Raw genomic sequence first — 12,548 nt, 5'->3', positions numbered from 1 at the left:
GGTGTGGGACAGTGAATGACAGATTACTGGTAACAAAATTCAATGATTGCATTATCAGTGCCGTATTGAACGACAAGGGGAGATACCTTGAATTGGGCTGCACGAGGGAAAATTCCCAGTCTGTCATAGGAAATATTTATATTGGAAAAGTCAAGAATATCGTCAAGAATATTAACGCGGCATTCATCGAGTATGAGAATGACAAAATCGGATACCTGCCACTGGAAAAAAATCTGAATCCCATGGTTACACTTTCAGGAAACAGTAGCAGGCTCTGCATCGGCGATGAACTGGTAGTACAGATCGAAAAGGAAGCTTTGAAATCAAAGGAACCGGTTATCACGTCCAACATCGAACTTGTGGGGAAATATGCCATCGTTACTAGGGGAGCCACGGGCGTTGCTTTCTCCAAAAAATTTACTGACAAAACAAAACGGGAAGACCTGCAAAAACGGACAGATGCGATGGAATTAGGAAATTTTGGTGTCATCATCCGGACAAATGCCCTTTATGCAGATGCCCAGGATGTGATTTCAGATATCCGGAGTCTTGTATCCACGTTTGATGAAATAATGCGGACTGCTCCCTATAGACCTGCCTTCAGCCGGCTGTACAGCGGACCGGAGGAATATATTTCCCACATCAGAGATCTGAATGACACCAACATCAAAAAAATCATTACAGATGACACGGAAATTTATGATAAAATTAAAATATACCTGGAGATGTTCCAGCCAAGTGATGCGGGCAAGCTTGAATATTATAAGGATGAGCTGCTTCCCCTGTATAAGCTTTACAGTCTGGAAAAATGCCTGCGGGAAGTCCAGTCAGAGAAGGTGTGGCTTAAATCTGGGGCCTATATCATAATTCAGCCAACGGAAGCTTTTGTTTCCATCGATATCAATTCGGGAAAAAATATTGCTTCAAAGAAAACAAGAGACTTATTTCTGAAAATCAACATTGAAGCGGCCAGGGAAATTGCATATCAGATCCGTCTGAGGAATCTTTCGGGGATTATTATAGTGGACTTTATCAATATGGGGAATCCGGAACAGGAAAAGACACTCCTTTCTGAGTTTGGAGCTTATCTGGAGGAAGACAGGATTAAAACCACAATCGTGGATATTACAAAACTTGGTCTGGTTGAAATGACCAGGAAGAAAATCAGAAGATCGATAAATGAACAATTAAGAAACGAATGGGAATGAAAATATGAAAATCAAATTTATTGTAACATCTATAATTCTTGTCATGTTTATCGCATCCGTAGTTGTAGGAACAACTATATTTGGCGAATCAAAAAGCAATCCAGGAACAGAAACCCTGGGGACTGAAGGTGAAAAATCGGATTCAGCGACGTCAGAAGAAACAGTTTTGTCTGAAGAGACGACTGATGGAACGAGTGTGGAGATGGGAGAAACAGACAGGACCACCGCTACAACAGAAGGCACTGCCTCCGCATCATCCGTGAAAAAAATCCAAAATCCTTATCTGATTAAAGTAAATAGGGTGATGAACTGTGTCACAGTATACGCACTGGATGAAAATCGCCAATATACCGTACCGGTTAAAGCTATGGTGTGCTCCACGGGCGGGTCGAAAACACCTTTGGGAATATATAAAACCAGTGATAAATATAGCTGGAGAAACCTCGTTGGCGGCGTGTGGGGCCAATATGCCTACCGCATCAGCGGGCAGATTATGTTTCACTCAGTGCCTTATTATTCGAAAAACAATTCTGATCTTGAAACGGAGGAGTATAATAAACTTGGAAATGTTGCATCACTCGGCTGCATACGGCTTACAGTTGCGGATTCAAAATGGCTTATGGAAAACACTCCAAAAGGAACAACTGTAATCATCTACGATGACGCTTCCTCGCCAGGCCCGCTTGGCAAGCCGTCGGCAGCCATCATCCCGTACGGTATCACCTGGGATCCTACGGATCCGAACCCTTCAAATCCCTGGATAACAGGCACAGGTTTTGGCGGCACGGCAGCTTCTGAGACAGCAGCATCAGAAACCACAGCACCAGAAACAACAGTAGTACCAGAAACAACAGTAGTACCAGAAACAACTACGGTACCAGAAACAACAGCAGCACCGGAAACAACAGCTGCAACATCAGTGACAGATACAACAGCAAATACAGAAGTTCCTGTACAGGAATGAAATAACCATGGATAATAGTTTGATTTGTTCAATTAATACTGGACAAATGCTTCCAAAAATGCTAATATAATTCAGTGTGCCGCACGATGAGGTTGTAAGATTTATCCTGAATGTATAGGATAAGCACCAAAGTCGGCGAGTAATGAGAAATAGGAGGTGCCATATGTACGCAATTATAGCAACAGGTGGTAAACAGTACAAAGTATCTGAAGGCGAAATTTTAAGAGTTGAAAAACTTTCCAAAGAAGCCGGAGAAAAAGTTAGTTTTGACCAGGTTCTTTTTGTAGGCGGAGACAACGCTAAAGTCGGAAGCCCTACAGTTGACGGTGCAAGCGTTGAAGCTACTGTAGTCAAAGAAGGCAAAGCGAAAAAGATAATCGTTTATAAGTATAAAAGAAAAAGCGGATATCATAAGAAAAACGGCCACAGACAGCAGTTTACTGAAATTAAGATTGACAAAATCAACGCTTAATCAAGAGGTAGCGCTGTGATAAAAGCTGTATTTTTCAAATCAAAAGAAGATTATAAGGGATTTACCGTTACCGGCCACGCAGGATTTGCAGAATACGGAAAAGACGTCATCTGCGCATCTGTTTCCGTGCTGGTTATTAATACAATCAACGCACTGGATAAATTTACGAGTGACAGGTTTTTGGTAGATTCAGATGAAGATAAGGGAATCATTAAGCTGGATTTCCTGTCGAAAAATACAAATGAAGCAAAATTACTAATGGATGCGCTTGTCCTTGGCTTAGAAGGGATAAGAAGCAATGAAAACAAAAAATATATTTCCATATATTTTCAGGAGGTGTGACAAATGATGATGAAGATGAACCTTCAGTTCTTTGCTCATAAGAAGGGAGTCGGTTCCACCAGAAATGGCAGGGACTCAGAATCCAAGAGATTAGGAGCTAAAAGAGCAGACGGACAGTTTGTTAAAGCAGGCAATATACTTTACAGACAGCGTGGAACAAAAATTCATCCAGGTCTTAATGTAGGACGTGGCGGAGATGATACACTTTTTGCTTTGACAGACGGAGTCGTAAGATTCCAGAGAAAAGGCAGAGACAAGAAACAGGTCAGCATCGTGCCTGTTGTTTCAGAATAACACAACCAGTAATACTACTAAGGCTTCAAATCCTATGGATTGAAGCCTATTTTTTCCATAATTAGGAGCGTGTAACAATGTTTGCAGACAGTGCAAAAATATTTATTAAATCTGGAAAAGGCGGCGATGGCCATGTCAGTTTCAGACGAGAGATTTACGTTCCCAACGGAGGGCCTGATGGAGGCGACGGTGGGAAGGGCGGCAATGTTATTTTTGTCGTGGATGAAGGGATGAATACCCTGACGAATTTTCGTCATAAACGCAAATATATTGCCGATAATGGCGACGACGGCGGCAAGAAGAAATGCCATGGCAAGGACGGACAGGACCTTATAGTGAAAGTTCCTCCTGGAACTATCATTTTTGATGATGAATCGGGCAAAGTCATTGCCGATATGTCCGGTAAGAATACAAAAGAAGTCATATTAAAAGGAGGCCGCGGCGGCAAAGGAAACCAACATTACGCTACGGCTACCATGCAGGTACCCATGTTTGCCCAGCCCGGACAGAAAAGCAAGGAGCTGTGGGTGAGATTGGAACTGAAAGTAATCGCAGATGTTGGCCTTGTTGGATTTCCAAATGTAGGAAAATCGACATTTCTGTCCAGGGTAACTAATGCAACACCAAAGATTGCGAATTATCATTTCACAACACTTAACCCGAACCTCGGGGTGGTTGACCTTGACGGGGACAGGGGTTTTGTAATAGCTGACATTCCAGGACTAATCGAAGGCGCATCCGAAGGGGTGGGTCTTGGACATGACTTTTTAAAACATATAGAGAGAACAAAGATAATACTGCATATCGTAGATGCGGCTGCTGTTGAAGGACGGGATCCGGTTGAGGACATTCGAATCATTAATAGTGAACTTGAGGCCTATAATCCGGAACTGATGAAAAGACCCCAGGTTATCGCAGCCAACAAGATTGATGCATTATATGATGGAGACGAATCAGTTATCGAAAAAATCAAAGCGGAATATGAACCTTCGGGAATAAAGGTTTTCCCGATATCGGCCGTTACCGGACAAGGGGTGAAAGAACTGCTCTATTATCTGGGCGATCTTCTGGACGGTATGGAAAAAGAAATTCATATTTTCGAAAAAGAGATGGATCCAAATGTGAATTATGATGATCCAACCGAACCGTACACAGTAGCTAAAACCGAAGAGGGATTATTCGATATATCAGGTCCCAGAATTGAACGTATGCTTGGATATACTAATCTGGATACAGAAAAGGGATTCCAATTTTTCCAGAAGTTCCTTAAAGAGAATGGAATTCTGGAGGAACTTGAAAATCTCGGCATAATGGACGGGGACACCGTCAAAATTTACGGACACGAGTTTGATTATTATAAATAATGGAGGAAAAAAGTGACAAGCAAAGAAAGAGCGCTTTTAAAAGCCAGAGCAAGTGCAATTGATCCGATATTATCCTTAGGGAAAAGCTGTCTGACGCCGGAATTTACCGAAGCAGTCCGGGAAGCACTGGATGCAAGGGAAATGGTTAAGATAAATGTTTTGAGCAACTGCACGGAAGATCCCAGGGAACTTGCCCAGACGCTGTCTGAACGTACATTATCGCAGGTTGTACAGGTAATCGGCAGAAAAATTGTGTTATATAAAGAAATAAAGAAAACCGAGAAGAAGACCGAAAAGAAGCCGGAAAGAAAGCCATTTAAGAAACAAGGGAGCATGAGGCGAAATGTCTAAAAGGAAAAGAGTCGGCATTTTGGGCGGAACTTTTGACCCGATTCATATCGGGCATCTCATTCTGGCAGAAAATGCCTACAATTCTTTTGAACTGGATACAGTCTGGATTATGCCTGATAATCAGCCGCCCCACAAAAACAACGTGACGTCATCCGTCCACAGGGGAGCAATGGTGAATCTGGCCATCCAAAATAATCCACATTTTGAATATTGCGGATTTGAATTGGAAAGGGAAGGGCCCAGTTTTACCTGTGAGACATTAGTTATGTTTTCTGAGCTGCATCCGGAGAACGATTATTTCTTTATAATTGGCGCAGACTCCCTGTTTTCCATTGAACAGTGGAAATCACCGGAAGTTATCTTTTCACATGCGACAATACTGGCGGCCAGACGCGAGGATCTGATTCTTGCCGATCTGGAAGGGCAAATCAACTATCTCAAGTCTAAATTCAATGCCCACGTATTTGAACTGGAAATACCGAACATAGGAATTTCTTCCACGATGATCATCCGTAAAATCAAGGCATCTGAGACAATACGTTATTATGTTCCGATGGAAGTGGAACGATATATCCAGGATAATCACCTATACAAATAAGAAAAGGGGTGCATTATGAACGTTAACATTTTTACTTTTAACCGCAGATTAATGTACATCAGGAAGAATCTCAGGACAATTCTGGATAATTCCCGTTATGAACATACCGTTGCGGTTGCATATATGGCAATAGCTCTTGCCATGAAATATGATTGTGATATCCACAAAGCTGAGCTTGCCGGATTGCTGCACGATTGTGCAAAATGTCTTACAAATGACAAAAAACTCAGCGAAAGCATTAAGTACAATATTCCTGTTTCTGAAGTTGAAAAAAAACATCCTCACCTGCTTCATGCAAAGCTGGGGGCATTTTACGCCATGAAAAAATATCATGTAGATGATACCGATGTAATCAATGCAATCCGGAAACACACAACGGGAGCAGCGGCTATGTCTATGCTGGAAAAAATCATTTATGTGGCTGATTTTATTGAACCGAATCGCAGCAATATACCTAATCTAAGAGAAATTCGCAGAGTTTCCTTTGAAGATATAGATATGGCCGTGTATATGATTTTGAAGAATTCGCTTGACTACCTGAACAGCACCAGTCTGGAGCTGGATGAAACCACGGTAGAGGCATTTAAATATTATAAGAATCTATATGAAGTAAGAAAGGAGAATTTCAAGAATGACAACTAATGAAGTCGTAAAGACCGCCTATAAGGCATTGGATGATAAAAAGGCTGTAGATATCAAAGTGCTCAGTATCGCGGAAGTTTCGGTTATTGCAGATTATTTCATCATTGCCGGAGGTGAAAATAAAAATCAGGTCCAGGCTCTTTTTGAAAATGTAGAGGGGGAGCTTAGAAAGAACGGTGTTTCGCCAAAACATGTTGAAGGCAATAATAATTCCAATTGGATTCTTATGGATTATGGCGACGTCATTATCCATATTTTCAATCAGGAAGACAGACTTTTCTATGACCTGGAAAGAATCTGGAAAGATGGAAAGAGTATTTCTATAGAGGAAATGTAGCAATATGGGTAAGGCTTATTACTGCTATTCTACAATGATCGGAGAAGTCACAATCGCTTCATCTGAAGATGTAATCACCAATATATACTTTGGAAATGTACATCTGCCTTTTCCTGAAAAAGAAACGGAAATATTAAGAAGAACCGCTCTGGAGCTGAAGGAATATTTAAATGGGGACAGGAAAAATTTTGATGTTCCCATTGAACTGAAGGGAACGGAATTCGAAGTTTCCGTTTGGAATGAATTACAGAACATTCCTTATGGAGAAACCGCTTGCTACAGCCAGATAGCGGAAAGAATTGGGAACCCGAAGGCCTGCAGGGCAGTAGGGGGAGCCAATGGGAGAAATCCTATTCCAATAATTATTCCATGCCACCGTGTCATTTCCAAGGATAAAACCCTGGGTGGTTTCAGCGGTGGACTTGATATTAAAGAAAAATTGCTTGCAGTCGAAAAAAACAACCTCCCCAGAACCTAAGATTGGTTCCGGAGAGGTTGTTTTTATTACATCATTCTGAAAAGACCGATTACTTTTCCTAAAATCATGACATCTTTTGCAATAATAGGTTCCATTGAATCATTCTCCGGCTGCAGACGTATGTAGCCCTTTTCTTTGTAAAAGGTCTTCACGGTAGCACTGTCATCAATCAATGCTATCACGATATCCCCATTTTTTGCAGTCTGCGCCGACTCCACGATAACCTGGTCTCCGTCCAGAATTCCGGCATTAATCATGCTTTCTCCCTTGACTTTCAGCATAAAGGTCTGCTTATCCGGCATATATTCAACGGGAATAGGGAAATAGCCCTCAATGTTGTCCTGGGCAAGGACAGGTTGCCCGGCGGCAACGCGGCCAACTATGGGAACGTTCACCATTTCACGTCTGGAAAGATTAAACAGATCGTCCATGATTTCAATGGCACGGGGCTTTTGCAAATCTCTCCGTATATATCCGTTTAACTCAAGTGACTCCAGATGAGAATGGACGGAAGAAGTGGATTTAAGATGTACCGCCTCACAGATTTCCCTGACTGAAGGGGGATATCCTTTGGATAAAATCTCTGTCTTGATATAGTCCAATATTTCACGCTGTTTTGCTGTAATTTTACCTTGGGATGACATAAAAACCTCCTTAATTCCTGCGTTTTCTTGATTATAACATATGAGATTCATCATTGCAAACTAATGTTCGAAAAATCTCCAAAAACCTATTGACAAACATATGTTCTTGTTTTATGATGAGGATACAAACATATGTTTGCTTTTGAGAACAGGAGGGTTTACCATGGTTTATACAATCAGAAGAAATCGGTTTTTTGCTGCAGCTGCAGCGGCTGTGATTATCGGAATATTCATGATATTAAGTGGTTTTATGTCAAATCAGGACAATGCTGCTTCCAGATACAAATATTTTACCAGTATCAGGATAGAAGAAGGTGACTCTCTCTGGTCCATAGCATCCGAATATGTTAGTGAAGAGTACGACGGAGTAGAAGAGTATATCAGTGAGCTGAAGAGTATGAACAATCTGACAGGAGATACGATTCATTACGGTCAGAATCTGATTGTCGCCTATTATTCTGATGAGATTAAATAACTCGGAATACAGCAAGCGACAGCGGAGGATTATGACCCGCTGTCGCTTGCTGTATCTGCATCTGGATGTTGCTTTGTATTTCTTAATATGACTTTATCCCGGGCATATTTTCGTCTTTCTTCATCGATGGCAGCATAATGTTTCTTTGTTGTATTGACATCTTTGTGTCCAAGCACATCTGCCACAAGATATATATCACCGGTTTCCTTATAAAGCGTGGTGCCGTAAGTGCTTCGCAATTTATGTGGAGTGATGTTTTTCAGCTGGGTTACCAGCTTTGCATATTTTTTGACCAATAATTCCACGCTTCGTACACCAATTCGTTTTTTTTGGAGAGAGAGAAAGAAGGCATCTTCATTTCCTGCCGAAGCAATAATCAGCATTCTTTCTTCATGATATTCTTTAAGTGCGGATTCCACCTCGTCTCCAAAATAGATGACAACTTCATTGCCGCCTTTCCGTCGAATCCTGATGCCATGGTTTTTGAAATCCACATCCATCAAATCGATTCCGACACATTCCGACACACGAATTCCGGTACCCAACAGCAGTGTCAGGATTGCAAGATCCCGAACCTTTGTCTTGGAATGAAAGGATTTCTGAGCCTTGGTAAGATGGTCTCCGGATTCCACCTCGTCGAGAAGTTCAGTGACTTCCTCGGAATCAAGCCTTACAATCTCTTTGCTTCTGAGTTTTGGCATCATTACAATGGCGGCAGGGTTGTTTGTAATGATTTCCATTCTATAAAAATAATTATACATGGATTTCACCGCAGAGAGCTTGCGCATTATGCCTCGTTCGCCGTTGACACGTTCCTTGTCGGAAGCAGAGCTGTAATACTTACAAAATTCAATAAATAACTGGATATCACTGGGGGTGATTTTGTCCAGAAGAGAAACGGTCTGTTCGGATATCGGAATATCCAAAAATTCCTTGTGATTTTCGTTCAAATAATGAAAAAAAACCCTCAGATCATATACATAGGCAAGCCTGGTCCTGGAAGACGTGTTTTGCTCAATTCCCATAATATAACGGACACAGAAGGGAGGGAGTTCGCTGAGGATATTTCGGATTTTCACATCGTTATCAATTTTTAGCTGGTCGTAATAAGTTCTATGGGGCATTGTGAACTCCTTGGTTTTATTTGACTTATAACTATTCGCTAAAGACAACTTTAACGAATAGTTATAAGTAATTTTCAGGTAACCACTCTTTAAATTGTTATTCCAATCTGTTCACCCATTTTCACAAGGGTTTCGAAATTGTGTTCTGTATTTTCCAGTAAGTCCTCATCAATCTTCACTTTTCCATTCTCAAAAAGTAAAATAATTGTTGAACCACCAAACTCAAAGCGTCCTTTTTCATCTCCTTTGCGAAAATATCCACGTTGGTGGTAATTATTGATTTTTCCTACAAATAAAGTTCCGACTTCCATCTGAAGGACTTTGCCGAAGTTTTCTGTATCCATTAATGTGTATTCTCTTGCGTTTTCTCTGTAAACCTTCTTATAATCGTTTACAATGGCATTTACATTATACAAACGTCCATTTATATGCCTGTTGGACGTTTTGTAGCCACTATCGATATAACAGTACCTGTGGTTGTCTTCCAGAGCCAGGCGTATTATCACACAAACTCCGTCTTCATATCGTTTCGACATTTTTTCATCTTTTAATAATGTTTTAAGGGAATAATTCGATTTTTTCACAGAAAAACGCGACTGAGAAGATATTTTATACACCCGCAGCTTTCCGTCACAGGGACTGATCAGGACATTCCTGTCTTGAGTTACCGGTCTGCAGGAATACTTGACCTTCCTGGTAAAATAATCATTAAAAGACTTGTATTTTTGTTTCTTGTATTCGTCGTTGTCAATTTTGAAGAACCGATTATATATTTCAATAAATCGGCATGAGAATTTCGTATCAAGTAATCTTCTTACTATATTTGATACATTTGGTATGGATACCAGTTTAAGAACGATTCTTCCTGGTATTGAAGAGTAGATACTCGATAACATCTCATCTGTGTCCCAGACGCTCAGGATAGTGTTTCCTTGCCGGTCTCTATAATTCATGCAGGATCCCTCCTCGGTCAGTTTTAACGAATAGTTTACTGAACAGTATTCTTTTTGATTTTTATATAGCTTTTGAGCAGTTCGACCGTTCCATCTATGTCCAGTTCTGAACTATCCGCAGAAAGATGGTAGCTCTCTACGTTGGCCCACTTCTTGTCGGAATAATAATTGTAATAGTTTGCCCTGTTTTTGTCAGTCTTATGAATCAGTGTACTGGCCTTGCTTTCACTAATACTTTCTGTGGCTGCAACGAACGATATTCTTTTTTGTAAAGGAGCGTAGATAAATATGCTGATTAAATCAGGATCATCCTTCAGAACATAATCGGCGCATCTGCCTACGATAATACAGGACCCCTCTTTTGCTATTTTTTTTATCACTTCGAATTCTGCCAGATATACCTTGTGGTTCAGGGGCATGTTCAGGATATTGGGGGAACTATACCCCATTGATGCCGAATCCATAACCATTGAATATAAGAAGCTGCTTGTGGGTTTTTCATCATGATATTCCATTATTTCTGAATTAATTCCACTTTCCTGGGCAGCCAGAGTGATTAATTCCTTGTCATAGCATTTTATACCTAGATCTTCAGCGAGCTTGAAGGCAATCTTCCTGCCATTGCTGCCAAATTGACGGCCGATTGTTACGATGATTTTTTCTGACATTATAGTACTCCCCCTTTGTGCTGCTTATGACTTAATTATAGTAAAATTTCAAAAAAAATGCAAATTTTCCCTAGATAGTTGACATAACATATTTATGTCAACTATCTAGGGAGAGAGTCCAGGAGGTGTCTGAAGTATTCGGGCAAGGGCGCCTCAAATTCCATATAAATCCTGGAGGTCGGGTGTATAAAACCAAGAACTTCTGCATGGAGGGTTTGTCCTTGAAGGTTAGAATTTTTGGATCCATAGACATCATCCCCCAGTAATGGATGATGAATACTGGCCATGTGAACCCGTATTTGGTGTGTCCTTCCCGTCTGCAAGGTGCATTCCACATATGTGTACTTTCTGAAACGCTCCAGCACTTTGTATTCTGTTATGGCCACTCTGCCGTTCTTGTGGTTGATACACATTTTTTTTCTGTCATTGGGATTTCTGCCTATTGGCGCATTGATGGTTCCGGAATCCTCTTTAATAATATTGTGAACAATGGCCCGATATCGCCTTGTGATAGAATGTTCTTTTAATTGTTCGGATATATCACGATGTGCCATGTCATTTTTGCAGGCTACAATAACTCCAGTCGTGTTCATATCGATTCGGTGCACTATACCTGGTCTCAGGACCCCGTTAATGCCCGACAATTCATCTCTGCAATGATATAGAAGGGCATTAACGAGCGTTCCGGAATAATGTCCAGCGGCAGGATGTACGACCATACCCTTGGGCTTATTTACCACGATAATATCGTGATCTTCATAAAGAATATCCAATTTAATATTTTCAGCAAGAATATCGGGAACTTGCAAAGCAGGAATGTCCAAGGTTATCACATCATTCGTTTTTACTTTATAGTTCGATCTGCATTCTTTTCCATTTACTAGTATATTATTTTCATCCAATAGTTTCTGGATGTAAGAACGTGATAAATCCTCGGTTTGAGTGACGATATATCTGTCGATTCGGACATCTTCATCTTCCTCATTTACAGTAAGGAAAGTTTTCATTTATCCAACCTCCCTGCCTTTTTGGAAGGAAAAAGATGCTTGAAATCATTGTCTTTTATGACAAAAAGGAAGATGATAATCAGCGTGATTGCAGAAAGCGTGACGCAACAGTCCGCAATATTAAATATAGGAAAATCAATCAGTTTAAAGTATATGAAATCTACCACGTAGTTGAATCTGATTCTGTCAACCAGATTTCCCAGGGCTCCGGCTGCAAGAACCAGCAGCACGATATCCAATACAATGAATTTCTTGAGAATCGCAGATTCTGTTTTTTTACAATAAATTTCAGAATATATTTTTCTGCTTACATAAAAGATGATGATCATAATGATGAGTGTTATAATGACAAAAAAAACTTTTTTGTTTTGAAGGATTCCGAAAGCCGCACCGAAATTCTCCAGGTATCTCAGTTCAAGCACTCCGCTGATGATAGGAATGGAGCCTTTTGGCATGAGATAAACCCTGACAAAATATTTTGTGAGTTGGTCTGCGAAAACCAAAAATACAAATATTGCAATGTTGAGTACTGATCTATATTGTGGTTTCATATTCATTTGTTTCTCCTTACGTCTTGTTCATTAAAACAGCTGTCCGTAATCACAAAAAAGTGAAACGGGCAGCCAC

Annotated in this window: 18 protein-coding genes; 12 read left to right on the top strand and 6 right to left on the bottom strand. The window is 40.6% G+C overall.

Translation table 11 applies throughout. The features are described 5' to 3' along the window. The first annotated feature begins 11 nt into the window (after positions 1-11). From BUA79_RS00360 to BUA79_RS00310, 11 genes are all read left to right on the top strand, one after another. On the top strand, positions 12-1,208 hold the full coding sequence (locus BUA79_RS00360; RefSeq protein ID WP_073992377.1) for a ribonuclease E/G: 1,197 nt from the start codon (positions 12-14) through the stop codon (positions 1,206-1,208). 4 nt (positions 1,209-1,212) lie between these two features. Beyond that, positions 1,213-2,172 (top strand): L,D-transpeptidase, encoded by a 960-nt coding sequence (locus BUA79_RS00355; protein ID WP_073992376.1) that lies wholly within the window; start codon positions 1,213-1,215, stop codon positions 2,170-2,172. A 163-nt stretch (positions 2,173-2,335) separates the two neighbouring features. Continuing rightward, complete coding sequence (gene rplU / locus BUA79_RS00350) at positions 2,336-2,644, top strand: 50S ribosomal protein L21 (RefSeq protein ID WP_073992375.1); 309 nt, start codon at positions 2,336-2,338, stop codon at positions 2,642-2,644. Positions 2,645-2,659: 15 nt separating this feature from the next. Then, on the top strand, positions 2,660-2,986 hold the full coding sequence (locus BUA79_RS00345; RefSeq protein WP_073992374.1) for a ribosomal-processing cysteine protease Prp: 327 nt from the start codon (positions 2,660-2,662) through the stop codon (positions 2,984-2,986). Positions 2,987-2,992: 6 nt separating this feature from the next. Continuing rightward, positions 2,993-3,280, top strand: a complete 288-nt coding sequence (gene rpmA / locus BUA79_RS00340) for a 50S ribosomal protein L27 (protein ID WP_073992505.1) — start codon at positions 2,993-2,995, stop codon at positions 3,278-3,280. 77 nt (positions 3,281-3,357) lie between these two features. Further along, positions 3,358-4,644: a GTPase ObgE gene (gene obgE / locus BUA79_RS00335; RefSeq protein ID WP_073992373.1), complete on the top strand. Its 1,287-nt coding sequence runs from the start codon at positions 3,358-3,360 to the stop codon at positions 4,642-4,644. A gap of 12 nt (positions 4,645-4,656) precedes the next feature. Beyond that, on the top strand, positions 4,657-4,995 hold the full coding sequence (locus BUA79_RS00330) for a YhbY family RNA-binding protein (protein WP_073992372.1): 339 nt from the start codon (positions 4,657-4,659) through the stop codon (positions 4,993-4,995). Further along, entirely contained in the window at positions 4,988-5,593 is a 606-nt protein-coding gene (nadD, locus tag BUA79_RS00325; RefSeq protein WP_073992371.1) for a nicotinate-nucleotide adenylyltransferase, read from the top strand. The genes BUA79_RS00330 and nadD overlap by 8 nt, the downstream gene beginning before the upstream one ends. A 15-nt stretch (positions 5,594-5,608) precedes the next feature. After that, on the top strand, positions 5,609-6,235 hold the full coding sequence (gene yqeK, locus BUA79_RS00320; RefSeq protein WP_073992370.1) for a bis(5'-nucleosyl)-tetraphosphatase (symmetrical) YqeK: 627 nt from the start codon (positions 5,609-5,611) through the stop codon (positions 6,233-6,235). After that, on the top strand, positions 6,225-6,572 hold the full coding sequence (rsfS, locus tag BUA79_RS00315; RefSeq protein WP_073992369.1) for a ribosome silencing factor: 348 nt from the start codon (positions 6,225-6,227) through the stop codon (positions 6,570-6,572). Before yqeK ends, rsfS begins: the two co-directional genes overlap by 11 nt. 4 nt (positions 6,573-6,576) lie before the next feature. Continuing rightward, positions 6,577-7,050 (top strand): methylated-DNA--[protein]-cysteine S-methyltransferase, encoded by a 474-nt coding sequence (locus BUA79_RS00310; protein ID WP_073992368.1) that lies wholly within the window; start codon positions 6,577-6,579, stop codon positions 7,048-7,050. Between the two features lie 26 nt (positions 7,051-7,076). On the opposite strand, the gene lexA is transcribed toward BUA79_RS00310, so the two are convergent. Continuing rightward, positions 7,077-7,694: a transcriptional repressor LexA gene (gene lexA, locus BUA79_RS00305; RefSeq protein WP_073992367.1), complete on the bottom strand. Its 618-nt coding sequence runs from the start codon at positions 7,692-7,694 to the stop codon at positions 7,077-7,079. Between the two features lie 163 nt (positions 7,695-7,857). Between lexA and BUA79_RS00300 the strand changes: the two genes are divergently transcribed. Then, entirely contained in the window at positions 7,858-8,169 is a 312-nt protein-coding gene (locus BUA79_RS00300; protein WP_073992366.1) for a LysM peptidoglycan-binding domain-containing protein, read from the top strand. Between the two features lie 29 nt (positions 8,170-8,198). Here the strand turns inward: BUA79_RS00300 and BUA79_RS00295 are convergent, their stop codons facing one another. The 5 genes from BUA79_RS00295 to lspA form a co-directional block, all read right to left on the bottom strand. Continuing rightward, entirely contained in the window at positions 8,199-9,293 is a 1,095-nt protein-coding gene (locus tag BUA79_RS00295) for a tyrosine-type recombinase/integrase (protein ID WP_073992365.1), read from the bottom strand. Positions 9,294-9,382: 89 nt separating this feature from the next. Continuing rightward, the gene (locus tag BUA79_RS00290; protein ID WP_073992364.1) at positions 9,383-10,246 is read right to left on the bottom strand and encodes a phosphatidylserine decarboxylase; all 864 of its coding nucleotides are present in this window, start codon (positions 10,244-10,246) and stop codon (positions 9,383-9,385) included. Between the two features lie 35 nt (positions 10,247-10,281). Continuing rightward, a complete protein-coding gene (locus BUA79_RS00285) occupies positions 10,282-10,914 on the bottom strand; it encodes a cytidylate kinase-like family protein (RefSeq protein ID WP_073992363.1) in 633 nt (210 codons plus the stop codon). 101 nt (positions 10,915-11,015) lie between these two features. After that, on the bottom strand, positions 11,016-11,921 hold the full coding sequence (locus BUA79_RS00280) for an RluA family pseudouridine synthase (protein ID WP_073992362.1): 906 nt from the start codon (positions 11,919-11,921) through the stop codon (positions 11,016-11,018). After that, positions 11,918-12,478: a signal peptidase II gene (gene lspA / locus BUA79_RS00275; protein WP_073992361.1), complete on the bottom strand. Its 561-nt coding sequence runs from the start codon at positions 12,476-12,478 to the stop codon at positions 11,918-11,920. Before lspA ends, BUA79_RS00280 begins: the two co-directional genes overlap by 4 nt. Positions 12,479-12,548 lie beyond the last annotated feature (70 nt).

The sequence above is a fragment of the Parasporobacterium paucivorans DSM 15970 genome (assembly GCF_900141895.1).
Classification (GTDB): Bacteria; Bacillota; Clostridia; order Lachnospirales; family Lachnospiraceae; genus Parasporobacterium; species Parasporobacterium paucivorans.
This window is presented reverse-complemented; position numbering and strand designations above follow the sequence as displayed.

Excerpts from the sequence above, each read along its gene's own strand:
- nadD (WP_073992371.1), top strand. The coding sequence starts at position 4,988 with ATGTCTAAAAGGAAAAGAGTCGGCATTTTGGGCGGAACTTTTGACCCG.
- BUA79_RS00285 (WP_073992363.1), bottom strand. The coding sequence starts at position 10,914 with ATGTCAGAAAAAATCATCGTAACAATCGGCCGTCAATTTGGCAGCAAT.
- BUA79_RS00290 (WP_073992364.1), bottom strand. The coding sequence starts at position 10,246 with ATGAATTATAGAGACCGGCAAGGAAACACTATCCTGAGCGTCTGGGAC.
- yqeK (WP_073992370.1), top strand. The coding sequence starts at position 5,609 with ATGAACGTTAACATTTTTACTTTTAACCGCAGATTAATGTACATCAGG.
- rplU (WP_073992375.1), top strand. The coding sequence starts at position 2,336 with ATGTACGCAATTATAGCAACAGGTGGTAAACAGTACAAAGTATCTGAA.
- BUA79_RS00310 (WP_073992368.1), top strand. The coding sequence starts at position 6,577 with ATGGGTAAGGCTTATTACTGCTATTCTACAATGATCGGAGAAGTCACA.
- rpmA (WP_073992505.1), top strand. The coding sequence starts at position 2,993 with ATGATGAAGATGAACCTTCAGTTCTTTGCTCATAAGAAGGGAGTCGGT.
- BUA79_RS00355 (WP_073992376.1), top strand. The coding sequence starts at position 1,213 with ATGAAAATCAAATTTATTGTAACATCTATAATTCTTGTCATGTTTATC.
- rsfS (WP_073992369.1), top strand. The coding sequence starts at position 6,225 with ATGACAACTAATGAAGTCGTAAAGACCGCCTATAAGGCATTGGATGAT.
- BUA79_RS00300 (WP_073992366.1), top strand. The coding sequence starts at position 7,858 with ATGGTTTATACAATCAGAAGAAATCGGTTTTTTGCTGCAGCTGCAGCG.
- lexA (WP_073992367.1), bottom strand. The coding sequence starts at position 7,694 with ATGTCATCCCAAGGTAAAATTACAGCAAAACAGCGTGAAATATTGGAC.
- lspA (WP_073992361.1), bottom strand. The coding sequence starts at position 12,478 with ATGAATATGAAACCACAATATAGATCAGTACTCAACATTGCAATATTT.
- BUA79_RS00280 (WP_073992362.1), bottom strand. The coding sequence starts at position 11,921 with ATGAAAACTTTCCTTACTGTAAATGAGGAAGATGAAGATGTCCGAATC.
- obgE (WP_073992373.1), top strand. The coding sequence starts at position 3,358 with ATGTTTGCAGACAGTGCAAAAATATTTATTAAATCTGGAAAAGGCGGC.
- BUA79_RS00295 (WP_073992365.1), bottom strand. The coding sequence starts at position 9,293 with ATGCCCCATAGAACTTATTACGACCAGCTAAAAATTGATAACGATGTG.